Source organism: Carboxylicivirga caseinilyticus (assembly GCF_050589785.1).
GTDB lineage: Bacteria > Bacteroidota > Bacteroidia > Bacteroidales > Marinilabiliaceae > Carboxylicivirga > Carboxylicivirga caseinilyticus.
Genome location: NZ_JBNGOX010000035.1, coordinates 34,144 through 50,931 on the forward strand (window position 1 = coordinate 34,144; position 16,788 = coordinate 50,931).

Below are 16,788 nucleotides of genomic sequence, written 5' to 3' on the forward strand. Positions count from 1 at the left end.
CAATTGATTATAATTGGTAATCTAAACCTTTACTAACTTCTAAAGTGAAGCGTTCTAATTACTAATAGCTTCTTTGCTGCATTAATCTCTAATCTTTTATCCTTTTTACTTTTTTCTTGTCAGATCCTTTTATAATCTTCCTCTGGTTCTTGCACTTGTTCAGGGAAGATGTTGGTAAGGTTTAATTCAAAGCCAGGTAAAAGTTCGCTTTTAACGGTATCTCCTTCAGTTAGTGGTTTAGTAGCTTTGTATAAACCGGCATTATTCAGCAGAAAACAGGTTAATGTTCTCTCGAATGGATGAATGATCCAGTATTCCTTAACACCTGAACGTTCATATAAATCATATTTCTCGTGCAAATCTTTCTTGGCCGTTGAAGGAGAAATAATTTCAACCACTAAATCAGGAGCTCCATTACAACCTTTGTTGTCTATTTTACTTAGATCACAAACAATGCATATATTCGGTTGAACCACAGATTGAGAATCGTCTTGCATACTATCAAGCCTAACGTCAAAAGGAGCTGAGAAAACTTTACAGTCTTTCGTTTTTAAGAATTGATAAAGTTCAGAACTTAAAGCAACTGCAATTTCCTGGTGAATGGGAGAAGGAGCAGGTGACATTTTAAAAATACGACCTTTAATTAGCTCTACACGTGTCTTAAATTGCCAGGTAAGGTAATCTTTAAAGGTGTAATGTTTATTTATATCTATTTGGTTAATGTTGGAGATCAATGGATGTTTGATGTTTAGATGTATGATGTAAAGATGTTAGTTAATATTATGAATTGTTGACTCGATAGTTATCGAGTTGTTTAACTATTTTATTTTTCATTTCTAACTTCTAAAGTAAAACGTTCTAACTACTAATACCTTCTTTGCAGATTTAATCTCTAATCCATAATCGAAGTATTGAGACATTAACCATAAATAATTAACAACTAACCATTATTCATTAATCATTCAATTCTGGTGCATACTTCTCAATACAATAATCCAGTTTGTGCAAATCAAACAAGATGGATTTCTGATTGATGACTTCCTCTGCTTCGGGATAAACATGAGAAGAGGTAAACAAAAAAGAATCCGTTAGCAAAAGGTTGTCTGTTTGCGCAACGAATTCAAATAGAGCTGCATGAGCGATGTAAAATTCAACAGTGTGAATCTTCTGTCGACCTTTTAATAATATACTTAATGAGGTTTGCTCAAAAGTCGCATCGTTAAGTAATTCAGGCTTTTTATCTTGTATGATTATGTATTGATCTTGTAATAACTCGAATAATCTGTTCTCAGGATATACCGAACAGGCTTCTTTAATCTTTCGTAATATCTTAGAAGGTTCCTTGCCCTGCAGCTCCATGTCAATGATACTCATCAGTGAATAGAATGGTATCTCGGGATGTTGTTCAGCCAGCTTATTTAGTTTAAAAGGTTTTAAGTCATCACCAAACTCCAATGAGTTAATGATTTCATCCATTCTATTTAACTGTCCCTGATCAGTTGTTCCACTTAATTCAAACGGTAACTTTGTATCATCCGTTTCAACATCCCAAAAATCAAAAAAAAGATTGCGTGTATCGATAATCTCCTGCTCTGCAAAATCATTTAAGAATAATCGATTACTCACCTCCAGTAAAGATAAATCTTCGTCTTCAGAACGCTTTTCAATTATAGCCAATTGTTTTAGCTCTTCGATATCAGCATGACGTTGCTTTAGAGGTTCAGTATATATTATTTGATCTTCTATCATGTTTGATTTTTAGACGTGAGATGTTTGAATGTATGAATTAAGGATGTTTGATGTATGATGTTGAGATGTGTTTATTATTTGTTTAGCATTAATGATTTGCGAGTTACAATGAAAATAGAAGCAAGTTCGTGAGCTTCTTGTTTCAGAGAGCTAATATTAGAGAGTAAATTGTTTTCTTCTATCAGTTCAAGCCAAAACTCAGTTTCATCAGCTTCTTCTATTACAATACTTAATTTGGCGATGTAAGATGCTCTGGATTGTGCTAAACAAGCAGCCCTATAATTTGCGGCAACAGATGTAGCTGATCGTATGATTTGCTTTTTGATATGTTGAGCTAAATAAGAATCAGGCAATTTTGATGTGAGTTTAATAATATTAACAGTAAACTGTTTGGTTCTTTTCTTTAACTCGTCCTTGTTCATATAATGATGTTTGATATATGATTTATGATGTGAGGATTAGTTTGATTCTTGATTTTTAGATATACAGATTTATGATATTTTTTTCTTTATATATCGAACATCCCCACTTATTAATCTCTAACTTTTTTCCATTTCCACTTCTGTACATCTTAACACATCAAACATCACTACGTCTTTACATCATAAAATCTAAACATCGTTTTACCATCTAACAGCACTTCTAACATATTCATAAGCCAGGTCAACCCCTTCCTCTATACTAAGTTTGTTGGTGTCAACTACTAACTCTGGATTCTCTGGTCGATCAAAAGGAGCATCCAGTCCAGTGAAGTTTTTGATTTCACCTGCCAGTGCTTTCTTATAAAGTCCTTTCGGATCGCGTTGCGTGCATGTTTCAAAACTAGCATCCACAAATATTTCAATGAAATCATCCGTACCAATTATTTCACGGGCCATAGCACGAACATCGTTGGTAGGAGAGATGAATGCATTAATGGTAATAACACCACAATTCAAAAAAAGCTTGTTCACTTCTGCAATGCGACGAATATTTTCCTTTCGGTCTTCCTCTGTAAAACCCAGATTGTAATTTATTCCGGTACGAATGTTATCACCATCCAGTACCTGGGTTAAATAACCTCTTTGTGCCAGTTTACGTTCCAAACCATGAGCTAATGTGCTCTTCCCGGAACCACTTAAGCCAGTAATCCAAATTACCTTAGCATTTTGCTTCAGATATTGTTCTTTGTCCTCGCGATGAAGATATATGTTTGTGGGGTGAATGTTGTTTGCTTGGCTGTTCAATTGTTTAGGTGTTTAATTGTTGAGTCTTTGTTTAACTAACTATAAGTAAGTTTTTATGAAATGCGTTAAGTTTATTGGATAATTCATTTATTTGAATTCTAAAATCAGAAAGTATTATATCTGATATGAAATTTAAATCTTTAGAAAGTATTAATTGATTTAAAACTTCTAACAGGCTTGAATATGCAATTTCAATAAAACGAGCTTTATCTTTTTTACTATTCCTCCCATTTCCTTCTGCTATATTGGATGAGATAGATACAGAGGCTCTTCTTAATTGATTAGTTAGTCCGAATTTTTCTGAATCTGGAAAATCTGTAGTTACTTGGTAAATATTTTTTACTAATTCCCTAGAAAGCTGCCAGATCTCTAATTTTTCAAAACTATAAGTATACATATGATATTTGTTTAAGTGTTTAGTTGTTGAGAGGTTAAATTGTTTAGTTGTTAATTTAATCCGAAATATCATATTTCTCAAGAACTAGATTTCAACATTCTCTAACTTTTACACTTCCTCATCAGTACGTCTAAACAGTTCTACACCTCAACACCTCCACAGCTCATCAATTCAACAACTTTACAATTCAACAACTAAACCAATTTTATTTTATAATAATCCTTATACCAGCTCACAAACTTACCAAGCCCTTCATCAATGGATGTATGGGGTTTAAAATTGATTCTGGTTTCAAGATCGGTTATATCAGCATAGGTTCGGTAAACATCACCTTTTTGCATGGGAAGAAACTTCTTTGGCGCTTCTTTTCCTAAATGTTTTTCCAGAGTAGAAATAAAATCCATTAATCTTACCGGTTTATTATTCCCAATATTAAACAGACGATATGGCTTATCTTGTTCTTCCGGGGTATCAAAAGGTAGATTGATCAATTTTTCTATAGCTGTTGTTATATCATCTATATAAGTGAAATCACGTTCCATATCACCATGATTATACACCTGAATGGTTTCTCCGTTCACTATTTTGTTGGTAAATGAGAAATATGCCATATCAGGTCGTCCCCATGGACCATATACGGTGAAGAAACGCAAACCAGTCATTGGGATTTTATATAAAGCAGCATAACTATGAGCCATCATCTCATTGGCTTTTTTTGTTGCTGCATATAATGACACCGGTTCATCTGTGCGATTCTTTACACTGAAAGGTACTTCTATCGTATTTCCATATACTGAGCTGGAAGAGGCGTATATTAGATGTTTTACCGGATTATTGCGGCAAGCTTCCAATATATTGATGAATCCGATTAGGTTACTATCTATGTATTTATAGGGTTTGTCAATACTATATCTAACTCCAGCCTGTGCAGCCAGATTAATTACTACATCAAATTTTTCCTTTTGAAATAGTTCATCCAGTGCGTCTTTATCACAAATATTAACACATCGAAAAGTGAAGTTGGATATTTCCTTAAGTATTTTTAAACGATCAAATTTCAGCTGAACATCATAGTATTCATTTAGGGAATCAATACCAATTACAGAAACACCTTTACTGGCAAGTAATTTAGATAAATGAAAACCAACAAAACCGGCAGCTCCGGTTACGAGAATTTTATATGATATCATTTTTTTTCTGAAATGTTTAGGTTAGGGAAATCTGGATAGTTATTAGAACGCTTTGCTTTAGTTGTTAGTTGGATATGTTTAATACTTTACTCAATAGCTTTGGATAAACTATTTATTAGTCCATTTAGCATTTTTCCAAGTTCAATTCCATTCTGTTCACATTCTTCTAGTTTCTGATTTGTTATCCAGTTTCTTTTTTCAAAAAGATTAAGCAAGGTGATAGTTTCATATAGAGAGCCTCTGGAATAATATATAAACTGAATGAATTCTTTCTTTGAATGTCTTCCGCTTCCTTCGGCAATATTTTGAGCTATTGAGCTACTAGCAGCTTCTGTTTGTTCTATTAACTTATAATGTTTATAATCAGAATTCAGATTTTCACATATTTCAATAATCTTATCTGCAAATACAAGTGCTTTTTGCCAAACAGTTAAGTTCTTAAATAAAAAATCGCTCATTTTAGTTTTTCTATTATTATCGTTCTCTGCATAATTAATGTATTATGAAGCCTTCTAATAACTATATACTAATCACTAAGAACTAACATAGCTTCGCCTCCTCAGTCACAGGAGTGTGAGTAACGATGTTTCGTACGGCAAAAGAAGATAATGGTTGCAGGGATATTCAGGAGAATCAATCCTTCAGTAGAATGCATAATCAATTAATTTGCAATAGCTAAAATTAAAGTAATTGCAAGCCTTCTGTATAAGAAGTAGTTATTTGATTAAGTCGTCCTTTTTAAGCCCTGTTTCAATTAGCTTCACAGCAATTAAATTCAAACAAAAGTATCAAAAAAAAGTCAAATGGATATTGTTAAATGTCACATTTAGCTTCCTTTTTAATCCTTATATTCTACATGTTGTTGAAACTATTTCATTGTCAACTGATCATCTTTTATCAATACTATTTTAGAATTAAGTATTTCCGTTACTTTATTCATAAACTTTTTTAGAGCCAAATAGTTTTCTGCTGGATATGTTGATTGCTGAAAGTTATAAGATGCATAAACTTTTATTTTATTGTTACCCATATCCTGTAAAAGAAAAGTTAATTGGAGTTCTTTCTGGTTAATTACTTCTTTTTGAGGTAGAACTTCAATTTTATATCCGTCTGGAATCTCAATCAATGCTGTATATTGATAGGCTTTTTTGTTAACTAAATCGATTGGTAATGTGCGTTTCTCCTGTTTAAAAGGATTTTCTTTAATAGGGAAATGTGCAAATGGATGTAAGATTATTTGATTATCTATTACATCAATATTCTGATTGAAATCAAAACTGAATTCAAAAGGTTTTTCTTCATCCAATAAGTTATTAACCTTTATTTCTTCACTTTCAATGAGCCCAAGTGGTTCATATCTTTTCTTAAAATTGTCCTGGTTTGAATAATAGCTTCGCCTTTGATTTAATGCAATATATCCTGTTGAAGTTTTACTGCATTCTCCTTCAATAGTGTAATTGTTTAGATTGACAGTGTATTCAAGAATAGTTTTTTCGATTGAAGGCGCTGCGTTGTCAATGGTAACCCATTGATCACTGTTTTCTTTAACTATAAAACCTTGCCCATTAATGCAGTTGTCAGGGATTAATTCATTAGGACAAAAGCCCTGTGTGGCATCCAGTAATTTATAATGATCATCTATTTTAGCCAGTATTAACACATAATTAAAGAAATCGGAATAAGGGAAATCGTTGCTTACCTTTCCATGATCTCGTGTACTAATAACTACAGGTTCAGCTTCAATGTTATTCGCTCTTAGAACTCCTATTGTAAAGAGATTAATATTACCAATGTTACCTTCCAGATTTTTTAGGAAATCTTTTAAATCGTATTGGGCATATTTGCCTTCGTAATTATTCCATTTATAGGTGGCTTTTACCATATCTAATATGGCATTAAACCGTTCAGATTCTGATAAAGAGGTAAATTGACCAGCATTCTTTTCGGCCCATTTTGTTGCTTTCTTAATGTACTTACCAAAACTTTCAAATTCAAGAAGTTCTTTGGCCAACAAAGGCCAAGTATCCATAAATTTTTGCTTGTATCCGGTTGGGTGATTGATTTCGACCAGTTGGAAATCGATTTTCTTTATGTAGTCATTTCTTGAACTGATGAAGCTTTCATCCTGAAAGGAAGGAACATTCTTTAATCCAAATTCATATATCATATCTCTAAAAGTGATACCCATAAATCTTCTGTCGATGCCGCGCTCTTCATAGCTGTTGAAATGGTCCATTTTAGAAGCTCCCTGCAGACGATATCTGTATGAATAGAATGGAATCATAGCTGCTGTATACTGACTGTATAAGGTTGGAATATCACTTTGAAACTCCCAGTCGCGAAAATGAATGTGGTATGGTGAGTCAATGGTATATGTGTATTCGATTACCGATCCATCAGTAACCTTTGGTAAGGCAAATTTCTTTAGATATACATATTCACTAATTTTTTCTTCGTAAATAAGGCTTTTATCCAATGGGATCTTTTCAAGATGATCATTCTTGAAATTGTAGGTGTATCCTTCAATATCCCTAATGGTTTCTCTATCGTTTTTAGATATATATAAGGGAATAACAATTTCGGCCTGATCATAGCCACCTTCGTTAAATATTTTGATTCGTTTGTGCTGTTTAAAGGCAATTTCATAACCAGAACCTTCACTGTAAAGAAACCTTGATTCACCATAATCAAAAATTACAACGGCAGGTGCATCCTTTTCAAAGGAACATTCCTTCAGAGTTAAATCATCCGGATCTAAAATTCCAAATTCTATTCTTTTATTTTGGGCAATTAATAAGGTGGAATAAAAAAATAATAATAATGTAGTTATCTTCTTCATGAATTCTGGATTTAGATTTGATTGTTATTGGGTAATAAGTATTTTTCTATTTTCCTGCTGGCTTAATTTATCAATAAAATTATAAAAAGCTTCATATTCCTGTATGGAATAATGTCCCTGATTGATTTCAATATCTCTGATTAATTTAATGGTACGTTCAGATAAAACGATCTGTCTCGAATAAGATCCATAAACAGAAGTGAATTCAGTGTTTTCTATTCCTTTCAACTCTTTTATTGGTTCACTAAGTTTATATTGGATTGTATCTGTTTGCACAATTGGCAAATTGATAACAACCGGTAAGTTTCTTTTTTCAGGTTTTTCAAATTTAAAAGAGAAGTGATTAATTGGACTAATTAAGATCTTATGTCCCATTTTTTCACTTAGATTTGAAGTAGTTGCTTCAAAAGAAAGATTGATATATGAGGAATCACGGTGAGGTACTGTACTTTCTATCTCAACAAAGTCAATTCCCTTCATGAAATTTATTCTGTCGATAAGATCTGCTTGTTTGCTTTTAGGAATATTATTGCCGAAGGATTTAAAATATTCAAAATCATAACCTCTCAAAGTAGCCTTAGTTTGTATCGTTGACAAACCATTGGAGTTAATAGATACTATGGTTGAGAAAATGTTTTTGTTTGATTCGTTTTGTAATGCTGGTGTTGTAATTAATCTACTTTCTTTTTCGTCTATAATAAGTACTTTTCTATTGTGAGTAAAGCTGCCAAGATAATTAAAGGGAGTTATCGAACTGGTGCACTCAAGCCAAATAGTATCCTTGGGCTGAGGAACACAAAGGATTACATGATTAAATTGTTGAGATGGATATTCTTCGTCAATTCTAACCGGATTTATTCCTGCATAAACAATTGTGTAATGCGATTTAATCCCAATCTCCTCTAATAAGGCTTGCATATAGTTTGATAACGCTTTACAGTCACCATATTTATTATTACAGACATATTCCGCAGGGTATGTTTGCAATCCGCCTAAATCAAGTGAAACATTAATGTATCGAGTATTATCCTGCAGGTAATGGTATAAAACTTTAATTTTGGTTCTGTTGTTGTCAATAGTATCCGTTAACCGATGGACCATTATTTTTTCGTCATCTGTTAAATCAGATTTGTTTTGATTTAAATTATATATCCAGTTACCAAAAGTCTCCCAACTTTCTGTACTTCCGTCGATCCCATAATGAAAATCAAAAGGAATAATCTCAACTCGGGGAATGAAGGTATATGATGGTGGCGAATAATGTTGTGATTTTTGAGGTTGTAGATTCTTTATTTTCCAATAGTAGGTAGTTTGTAATGTTGCTTCATCTGCAATTGTGTAAGCTGTATCTATTAGGTTTTCAATTGTCCTGAATTTGTAATCATTAGGTAGAGTCGCACTTAGTACAGCTTCGTCAATGTCGCAATCAAAATCACGGGTGGGCAACCAATTCTCCAAATGGATGTAATTATTGTAAACAATGGAATAGCTGTATTTTATGGTATATGGATACTGATTATGCAAAAGTGTAAATGAGGTATATTGGCCATCGGTATGAAATGTGCTATTAGAATATGCCGAAGAATATTTTAAATCTTTCTTTTTTAGTTTTTTTATTTCATTGCCTGAAGCATCATATATGCTAGCAACCAGATTCTGAGGTTTATTTATAGAGTAGATATCAATTTCAGAATAAGAAGTGCCTTTTGGTGTATTTATTTTTATTTCCACTTCAAGGTTAGATGTAACTTTATTTCCATTTAGGGTAATATGGGTATTGTATTTCTTTACCTCAGCATGTTTAATTTGAGCCGTGCAATTAAAACTAACGATTATAGAAAAAAAGAGGAGTAGGCGGTTCTGCATTTTTGTTTTAAAAATATCAATTTTAAACAATATAAATGTTTTTTCTTTTATAAAGTGCCATTCATAATCTGTGAATTGAACTTATGAATGTAGTTTGTGTTGAATTTGTATAGGTTTAATAAAGTAACCTTGTGTTTTGAGTATTAAAAGCTGGTGGTTGTATTATTTATTAAAATGAATCCATTGAAAGAATTCAGGTTGGTCTGAACGAATAGTTTTTTGATCATTAGCTGTTAATTCCTAATTTAGCATTAAGGAAAACATTCAAACTTGTGAAAATGAATAGATTATTATTGTTAATTATGGCAGTGGCTCTTTTTGCTTGCAACGAGTCACCAAAAGAAGCCAAACTTCAATTGTTTTTAACTGATGCCCCTTCTGATTATGATGAAGTATTAATCGACGTTGAAGATGTGCGGATTAATGTCTCATCTGAAGATGATGATAGTGGCTGGAGATCACTTAGTGATATTAATTCAGGTGTTTATAATTTGCTTGATTTCACCAATGGTTTAGATACCATATTAGGTGAATATATTATGCCTGCAGGTAAAATCTCTCAAATTCGTTTGGTGTTGGGAGAAAATAATAAGGTAATGGTTGATGGTCAATATTACGATTTGGACACTCCCTCGGCCCAATCTTCTGGTTTGAAACTTAATGTTCATGCTGATTTGGAAGAAGGAATTACTTATCGTATGTGGTTAGATTTTGATGCAGGACGCTCAATTGTAGAAAAAGGTAATGGCAGTTATTCTTTAAAGCCTGTCATTCGAACTTTTACAGAGGCTGCCAGTGGTGCAATCAAAGGAATGGTTTTACCGGTTGATGCAAAACCATATGTTATGGCTATAACGGCAGCAGAGGATACTTTTAGTACCTATGCAGATACTGTTTCCGGGTATTTTCTTGTGAAAGGCTTGGAAGAAGGTTCTTATAAAGTAGTTTTAGAACCAAGGAATGATGATTATTCTATGATGTTAATTGAGGATGTTATGGTTGATATTGGAGTTGTTACTGATTTAGAAACGATCAATTTTGATGAATAAATGAAAAGAGAGGCAATCGCCTCTCTCTTTTTTTGTTATCGTTGAGTAATGTCTCCACCACCTGATTCGTTAATGTTTTTAAGAGATGGATTTCCATAATAATCAATGTCACTTCCACCTGAAGCTTTAGCTGTTAATTCTTTTTCAACCCAAACTTTTGCATCAGCACCACCCGAAGTTGTTACATCAGCAACCTGAGCTTTCAACGCTCCTGCATCTATATCTGAACCTCCACTGGCAGTTGCGATAAGTTTTGGTGTTGTTCCTTTAATTTTTATATCAGAACCACCTGAAGAATTTAGTGTTATTTCATCAGCTACCACCTCAAGGTAAGCATCTGCACCACCTGATGTTGAGATTTTAATTTTAATCGCATTAAGCACACTCTGACCATAAACATCAGATCCACCACCAGCAATTAATTCCTCAAGTTGTTTAAACGTTAAATATACTTTAGGAGCCTGCTTAACGCCCCACATATAGTTTCGTTTATTATAAATCTTTAATGTGTTATTGCTGACTTCGGTAATGATTTTATGCATTTCACTTTTGTTACCTTCAACAATCAGTTCAATTTCTTCACCTTGAGTAATATATAGATTTACTCCGGATGATACTTCTATCTTTGAAAAATCAGAAACAGTTCGATGCTCTTTTTCCTGTGCGCTAGTAATGAAGTTTGCAAAAAGAAAGAGGGCAGAGGCTAATAAGATTGATTTCATCTTCATGCTTGTTAGTTTATATTTTTTGTATGACGCCCCAATTCAGTTAAAAGTTACAATTGGGTTTGGAGTAAACGTTTAAATACAAGTTAAGAATTAAATATCAATTATTTGAGTGGTTTTTGATCTTTGAAAAATATTTGATGGTTGCCCGTTTTACATGAGGTGCCAGTAATAATGCTGCAATCATATTTGGGAATGCCATTAATGCATAAGCTGAATCAATAAATGCCACAACTACATTAATAGAAACTACTGCGGCAACAACGGCACTTATCACACTAAAACCATTATAAATGTTTTTTGATTTTGTGCCAAACAGATATACCGAACATTTATTTCCATAATAAGGAAATGTGATTAAGGTTGAAAGAGCAAAAAAGATGACGCATACAATTAGTAAATATGGTCCGTATGTTGGAATTGCCTTATTAAATGCCATAGCTGTTAAGGTTATTCCATTGATATCATTGGTCTGCCAAACATCAGTTACCAAAATGGCAAGAGCTGTCATGGTGCAAACAATTAAAGTGTCAACAATTGGTCCCAGCATGGCAACTAATCCTTCACGTACAGGTTCATTGGTTTTAGCAGCACCGTGTGCCAAAGGGGCAGTACCGATACCAGCTTCATTGGAGAAGGCTGCTCTTTTTACTCCTGTAATAATGATCGTTCCTAATGCGCCACCCAACATTGCATCGGCTGTGAAAGCATCAGTAAAAATCAATGAGATTGCATGCCATAATCTGTCGGGATGAGAAAATATAATATAAAATACCACCAGAATGTATATGATTACCATTAGAGGAACCATTCTGGATGTGACTCTACCTATACGTTTAATTCCACCAAAAATGACAATGGACATAAAGAAAGCGATGATCAGACCAGTAATCAAATCTGATAAAAATCCTGTTTGAACACCATTTGGCTGAAGAACAACATCTCGAAAAACCTGTGTTAACTGGTTGCTTTGGAATACCGGAAATACAGCAAACATGGCTGTAACAGCAAAGAAGACTGCCATTGGTTTCCATTTTTTGCCTAAACCTTCCGTAATAATGTACATCGGACCACCTTGAATTTCTCCTTTGTCATCTTTTCCCCTGAACATTACGGCAAGTGTATTAGTGAAATATTTTGTAGAGATACCAAATATTGCACTCACCCACATCCAGAAGATAGCTCCTGGGCCTCCTTCCGAAATGGCAACAGCCACACCACTTATGTTTCCCATTCCAACTGTAGCAGCCAAAGCTGTTGATAGAGCTTGGAAATGATTGATTTGGCCGGCTTCATTTGGATCGTCATACTTACCTCTGAGAATATCTACTGCATGTCCAATATGACGGAATGGAATCAATTTACTGTATAAAGTAAAAAAGAATCCCCCTCCAATAAGTAAAATTAATAATGGTGTTCCCCATAAGAAATCACTGATCTGAATGATGGTTTGTTCAAAAGCTTTCATTTTTGCAAGGTAATTATTCCTAATTGTTCTGCAAATATTTCAATAAAGAAGGCAATTATCTTAGTTTTGCAGGTAAGTTAATGAACAAACAACTTTTGCTTTAAAAATACAATTTAATTATGGGTGATTTTAAATACCAAAAACCATTTCCTATCAAAAAGGATACTACGCCCTACCGATTGTTGACCAAAGAATACGTGTCGACAATTGAAGTTGATGGACGTAAGATATTAAAGGTTGATCCAAAAGGATTAGAACTTCTTTCAAAAGAGGCTTTTGCTGATGTTTCATTCTACCTTCGTCCAACACACCTTCAAAAGCTTTCTGATATCTTGCAGGATGATGAGGCTTCTGATAATGATCGTTTTGTAGCTCATACCATGTTGATGAATCAGGTGGTAACTGCTGAAGGTGAACTTCCTACTTGTCAGGATACAGGAACAGCAATTGTTATGGCAAAGAAAGGGGAGGATGTTTATACTGGTTCAAACGATGCTGAACATTTGTCAAAAGGTATTTTTGAAACCTATCGCGATCGTAACCTTCGCTATTCACAGGTTGTTCCTTATACAATGTTTGAAGAAAAGAATACAGGAACAAATTTACCTGCTCAGATTGATATTTATGCCGAGCAAGGTAATAAGTATGAGTTTTTATTCCTTACAAAAGGGGGCGGTTCCGGAAACAAAACATTTTTGTATCAGCAAACAAAAGCTTTATTGACTGAAGAGAATCTGACAGCCTTTGTAAAGGATAAAATTAAAGATTTAGGAACATCAGCTTGTCCTCCTTATCACCTCGCTTTAGTTATTGGTGGTACTTCAGCTGAAGCTACCCTGGCTGCAGTTAAAAAGGCTTCGGCTGGTTATTTCGATCATCTTCCAACAGAAGGAAACGACGGAGGTCAGGCTTTCCGCGACTTAGAATGGGAAGCTAAAGTGCAGAAGATTTGTCAGGAAAGTACAATCGGAGCTCAGTTCGGTGGTAAGTATTTTGTACATGATGTTCGTGTAATTCGAATGCCTCGTCATGCTGCTTCATGTCCGGTAGGAATGGGTGTTAGTTGTAGTGCCGACCGTAATGTTAAAGCAAAAATTACTGAAGAAGGTATCTTTTTGGAAGAACTGGAAAAGAACCCATCACGTTTTGTTCCAAAGGAAGCTCCACATATGGCGCCTGCGGTTGATATTGATTTGGATCAACCAATGGAAGATGTTTTAAAGGAACTAACTAAATATCCTATTAAAACAAGACTGAATTTATCAGGAACATTGATTGTTGCGCGTGATATCGCACATGCCCGAATCAAGCAAATGCTGGATGAAGGTAAACCAATGCCTGAGTACATGAAAAAGCATCCTGTTTACTATGCCGGACCAGCTAAAACACCTAAAGGTATGGCTTCTGGTAGTTTCGGACCTACCACTGCCGGTCGTATGGATCCATATGTTGATTTGTTCCAGAAACATGGAGGATCAATGATTATGGTTGCCAAAGGAAACCGATATAAGTCGGTGACCGATGCATGTAAAGAAAACGGAGGTTTTTATCTGGGATCAATTGGTGGTCCAGCTGCTATTCTTGCCAAACATTCCATTAAATCAGTTGAAGTGGTAGATTTCGAAGAATTAGGAATGGAAGCTGTTCGTAAGATTCGTGTAGAGAATTTTCCTGCTTTTATTATTGTTGATGATAAAGGAAATGATTTCTTTGCGAAACTATAATATTGTAACATTATAATATCAACCCGTTTGCTTTGGTAAACGGGTTTTTTATTGCCTGGTATTTGATATAGTTTAATACAGTATAATGTATAATTATTATACCTCTTAAAATTACATTCTGATTATATTTTTCTGAAAATTCAATTTTATCTAAATACCACACTTTTGGTTTCGTTATATTTCGATAATAACTATATTTGAAAGGTAATAAAATACGGTGTCAATAAAAGAGAAACATATGAAGAGGTTTTACTTTCCAATTTTAACTGCATTACTTGTCTTAATGATGGTAGCTTGCAAAAAGAATGTTCCGGCTGATCTCAACTCGGTTCCATTTATCCCATATCCGGTAATGGTTAATGCGAATGGAATTTCTTACGTTTTGGATGATGAAAATATTATAGAAGTTGCGAATTATGAAGAATTAGGTGCCATCGCTGAATATATGAAGAATCAGATGCAATCTTTTACGGGATTGAATTTTGTTGTACGCGAGGTAAAAATGGCCAGTGGGAATAATATTTTTATTGGGCTTAATAATGAAAGTAAAGCGGATGAATCTTATGAATTATCAATTTCTAAAGCTGGAATTACTTTAGTGGCTCAACAGGCTAGTGGTGTATTCTATGGAGTTCAAACCATTTTACAAGGTGTTGAATTTAAAAAGTCCGAGGGTGTTTGGATTATGCCTGGAGGAGAAATTTCAGATTATGCGAAATATGGTTATAGAGGTGTGATGCTTGACGTAGCGCGTCATTTTTTTAGTGTTGATGATGTAAAACACCTGATTGATTTGATGTCTGCTTATAAATTAAATCATTTGCATCTTCATCTTAGTGATGATCAGGGTTGGCGTATTGAAATTAAATCATGGCCAAAACTAACAGAGATTGGAGGAAGTACTGCTGTTAATGGTGACGAAGGTGGTTATTATACCCAGGAAGATTATAAGGAACTGATTCAATATGCCAACGAACGCTTTATCACAATTATTCCCGAAATAGATATGCCTGGTCATACCAATGCAGCCTTAGCTTCATATGCCGAACTTAATTGTGATGGAAAAGCCAGAGAATTATACGAAGGTATCGAAGTTGGTTTTAGTACGTTGTGCACAAGAAGTGAGATTACATATCAGTTTGTGGATGATGTAATCAGGGAATTGTCAGATTTAACAGAAGGACCTTATATTCACATTGGTGGGGATGAATCTCATGTTACGGAATTAGATGACTATATCTATTTTATGAACAGAGTAAGAGAAATTACTAAAAAGTACGGAAAGGTTATGATTGGTTGGGATGAGGTAGCTCATGCCGATATTGATAGCAATGATATAGTTCAATTTTGGGCAAAAGAAGAGAATGCCACAATGGCTGTTTCAAAAGGAGCCAAAGTTCTTATGTCGCCATCAAAAAGAACTTATCTTGATATGCAATATGATTCAACCACTAATCTGGGATTACATTGGGCTGCATATATTGAGTTAGACAGTGCCTATATTTGGAAACCTGAAGAACTGGTTAAGGGTGTTGGTAAAGAACAAATTGTAGGAATTGAATCACCTTTATGGACTGAAACTATAACGAATTCAGCTGATATGCAGTTTATGATGTTTCCTCGTTTAGTAGGGCATGCCGAAATCGGTTGGTCTCAGGATAAATATTTGAATTGGGAAGAATACAAAGTACGATTGGCAAAACATTCAGCTTACCTTGATAGGCTAGGAATTAATTATTATAAATCGCCAAAAGTAGTTTGGCCGGTTAAAGAATAAAACCAAAAGAGGCTGTTCATTATGAACAGCCTCTTTTGGTTTTATTTAACGGCAACTTTAAATACAATCTTCTTAATTTTTGATGGTACATCAACACTTACACCTGGCGCATGTAAATCATTAGGATATAAAATACATCCCATTCCAGCACTAAGTCTTAATGTTGAAAAATCAGCAACAGTTGGAAAATATACATCCTTTGTGTCGTTATAGGTATCATCTTTGACGATTCGTTCAATGGGAGCAACCAGAATTTGTTCTGTACCACTATGAATGTATTGAATATCGATGTATTGTTTATGACCCTCAAAGAATGCTTCTTTCATTGATTTGGTCTCATAAGATTGAAAAACAGCAAATAATTCACGTCCGTTAATTTCAACTTCAACAGGTGAACCTGACTCAACCTGTTGGAATATCTCATCCAGATCTGTTGATTCAATGTAATTTAATGCAGTTGAGAATAAGTTCGGATCGCATTGTTCAAAAAGCGTAGATAATGTTCCTGAAATTGCCATAATGTTTCGCATTAGATTAAGCTATAAAGTTAAGTAAAATCAGCTAATCTGTTCACCGGTCTTTTAAATTAAGACAAATTCAGTGTACAGACTTATTCTCATATCCTGATTAATAATACTCTAATTAAAATCTAAAATAAGAATATTGAGTTTAACACAATCATTCAGTTTGTTTTATGATTTTTTATAAAATTTATGTTCATTTAGTTAAGTGTCAAGCTATCAGTGAAATGTTGTATTTTGTTTTGTGGTGAATCTGA

The 16,788-nt window shown here is 34.0% G+C and carries 15 protein-coding genes; 3 read left to right on the forward strand and 12 right to left on the reverse strand.

What is annotated here, in order from left to right; translation table 11 throughout:
• Positions 1-119: 119 nt before the first annotated feature.
• The 9 genes from ACRD62_RS16415 to ACRD62_RS16455 form a co-directional block, all read right to left on the reverse strand.
• The gene (locus ACRD62_RS16415) at positions 120-734 is read right to left on the reverse strand and encodes a Uma2 family endonuclease (RefSeq protein WP_430821204.1); all 615 of its coding nucleotides are present in this window, start codon (positions 732-734) and stop codon (positions 120-122) included.
• A gap of 220 nt (positions 735-954) precedes the next feature.
• The gene (locus ACRD62_RS16420; protein ID WP_430821205.1) at positions 955-1,749 is read right to left on the reverse strand and encodes a hypothetical protein; all 795 of its coding nucleotides are present in this window, start codon (positions 1,747-1,749) and stop codon (positions 955-957) included.
• A gap of 74 nt (positions 1,750-1,823) precedes the next feature.
• Entirely contained in the window at positions 1,824-2,171 is a 348-nt protein-coding gene (locus tag ACRD62_RS16425; protein ID WP_430821206.1) for a four helix bundle protein, read from the reverse strand.
• 201 nt (positions 2,172-2,372) lie between these two features.
• Positions 2,373-2,975: an adenylyl-sulfate kinase gene (gene cysC / locus ACRD62_RS16430; RefSeq protein WP_430821207.1), complete on the reverse strand. Its 603-nt coding sequence runs from the start codon at positions 2,973-2,975 to the stop codon at positions 2,373-2,375.
• Between the two features lie 31 nt (positions 2,976-3,006).
• Positions 3,007-3,372, reverse strand: a complete 366-nt coding sequence (locus ACRD62_RS16435; protein ID WP_430821208.1) for a four helix bundle protein — start codon at positions 3,370-3,372, stop codon at positions 3,007-3,009.
• A gap of 194 nt (positions 3,373-3,566) precedes the next feature.
• Positions 3,567-4,562: an NAD-dependent epimerase/dehydratase family protein gene (locus ACRD62_RS16440; protein ID WP_430821209.1), complete on the reverse strand. Its 996-nt coding sequence runs from the start codon at positions 4,560-4,562 to the stop codon at positions 3,567-3,569.
• Between the two features lie 86 nt (positions 4,563-4,648).
• Positions 4,649-5,020, reverse strand: a complete 372-nt coding sequence (locus ACRD62_RS16445; protein WP_430821210.1) for a four helix bundle protein — start codon at positions 5,018-5,020, stop codon at positions 4,649-4,651.
• Positions 5,021-5,430: 410 nt separating this feature from the next.
• Positions 5,431-7,401: a DUF3858 domain-containing protein gene (locus ACRD62_RS16450; protein WP_430821211.1), complete on the reverse strand. Its 1,971-nt coding sequence runs from the start codon at positions 7,399-7,401 to the stop codon at positions 5,431-5,433.
• A 24-nt stretch (positions 7,402-7,425) separates the two neighbouring features.
• Positions 7,426-9,267 (reverse strand): DUF3858 domain-containing protein, encoded by a 1,842-nt coding sequence (locus tag ACRD62_RS16455; protein WP_430821212.1) that lies wholly within the window; start codon positions 9,265-9,267, stop codon positions 7,426-7,428.
• 278 nt (positions 9,268-9,545) lie between these two features.
• On the opposite strand from ACRD62_RS16455, the gene ACRD62_RS16460 reads away from it, so the two are divergent.
• A complete protein-coding gene (locus ACRD62_RS16460) occupies positions 9,546-10,316 on the forward strand; it encodes a DUF4382 domain-containing protein (protein ID WP_430821213.1) in 771 nt (256 codons plus the stop codon).
• A 35-nt stretch (positions 10,317-10,351) separates the two neighbouring features.
• Here ACRD62_RS16460 and ACRD62_RS16465 read toward each other — a convergent pair whose 3' ends face one another.
• Together ACRD62_RS16465 and ACRD62_RS16470 are read right to left on the reverse strand one after the other, a co-directional pair.
• Positions 10,352-11,038 carry a head GIN domain-containing protein gene (locus ACRD62_RS16465; RefSeq protein ID WP_430821214.1) on the reverse strand — a complete coding sequence of 229 codons (687 nt, stop codon included), beginning with the start codon at positions 11,036-11,038 and terminating at the stop codon, positions 10,352-10,354.
• Between the two features lie 103 nt (positions 11,039-11,141).
• Entirely contained in the window at positions 11,142-12,509 is a 1,368-nt protein-coding gene (locus ACRD62_RS16470; protein WP_430821215.1) for an alanine/glycine:cation symporter family protein, read from the reverse strand.
• A 119-nt stretch (positions 12,510-12,628) separates the two neighbouring features.
• Here ACRD62_RS16470 and ACRD62_RS16475 point away from each other — a divergent pair, with 119 nt between their 5' ends.
• Both ACRD62_RS16475 and ACRD62_RS16480 read left to right on the forward strand, forming a co-directional pair.
• On the forward strand, positions 12,629-14,233 hold the full coding sequence (locus ACRD62_RS16475; protein ID WP_430821216.1) for a fumarate hydratase: 1,605 nt from the start codon (positions 12,629-12,631) through the stop codon (positions 14,231-14,233).
• 238 nt (positions 14,234-14,471) lie between these two features.
• A complete protein-coding gene (locus ACRD62_RS16480) occupies positions 14,472-16,010 on the forward strand; it encodes a beta-N-acetylhexosaminidase (RefSeq protein WP_430821217.1) in 1,539 nt (512 codons plus the stop codon).
• 41 nt (positions 16,011-16,051) lie between these two features.
• On the opposite strand, the gene ACRD62_RS16485 is transcribed toward ACRD62_RS16480, so the two are convergent.
• Positions 16,052-16,528 (reverse strand): NanQ anomerase/TabA/YiaL family protein, encoded by a 477-nt coding sequence (locus ACRD62_RS16485; RefSeq protein ID WP_430821218.1) that lies wholly within the window; start codon positions 16,526-16,528, stop codon positions 16,052-16,054.
• Between the last annotated feature and the right edge of the window lie 260 nt (positions 16,529-16,788).

Excerpts from the sequence above, each read along its gene's own strand:
- ACRD62_RS16420 (WP_430821205.1), bottom strand. The coding sequence starts at position 1,749 with ATGATAGAAGATCAAATAATATATACTGAACCTCTAAAGCAACGTCAT.
- ACRD62_RS16425 (WP_430821206.1), bottom strand. The coding sequence starts at position 2,171 with ATGAACAAGGACGAGTTAAAGAAAAGAACCAAACAGTTTACTGTTAAT.
- ACRD62_RS16435 (WP_430821208.1), bottom strand. The coding sequence starts at position 3,372 with ATGTATACTTATAGTTTTGAAAAATTAGAGATCTGGCAGCTTTCTAGG.
- ACRD62_RS16440 (WP_430821209.1), bottom strand. The coding sequence starts at position 4,562 with ATGATATCATATAAAATTCTCGTAACCGGAGCTGCCGGTTTTGTTGGT.
- ACRD62_RS16445 (WP_430821210.1), bottom strand. The coding sequence starts at position 5,020 with ATGAGCGATTTTTTATTTAAGAACTTAACTGTTTGGCAAAAAGCACTT.
- ACRD62_RS16450 (WP_430821211.1), bottom strand. The coding sequence starts at position 7,401 with ATGAAGAAGATAACTACATTATTATTATTTTTTTATTCCACCTTATTA.
- ACRD62_RS16455 (WP_430821212.1), bottom strand. The coding sequence starts at position 9,267 with ATGCAGAACCGCCTACTCCTCTTTTTTTCTATAATCGTTAGTTTTAAT.
- ACRD62_RS16460 (WP_430821213.1), top strand. The coding sequence starts at position 9,546 with ATGAATAGATTATTATTGTTAATTATGGCAGTGGCTCTTTTTGCTTGC.
- ACRD62_RS16465 (WP_430821214.1), bottom strand. The coding sequence starts at position 11,038 with ATGAAATCAATCTTATTAGCCTCTGCCCTCTTTCTTTTTGCAAACTTC.
- ACRD62_RS16470 (WP_430821215.1), bottom strand. The coding sequence starts at position 12,509 with ATGAAAGCTTTTGAACAAACCATCATTCAGATCAGTGATTTCTTATGG.
- ACRD62_RS16475 (WP_430821216.1), top strand. The coding sequence starts at position 12,629 with ATGGGTGATTTTAAATACCAAAAACCATTTCCTATCAAAAAGGATACT.
- ACRD62_RS16480 (WP_430821217.1), top strand. The coding sequence starts at position 14,472 with ATGAAGAGGTTTTACTTTCCAATTTTAACTGCATTACTTGTCTTAATG.
- ACRD62_RS16485 (WP_430821218.1), bottom strand. The coding sequence starts at position 16,528 with ATGGCAATTTCAGGAACATTATCTACGCTTTTTGAACAATGCGATCCG.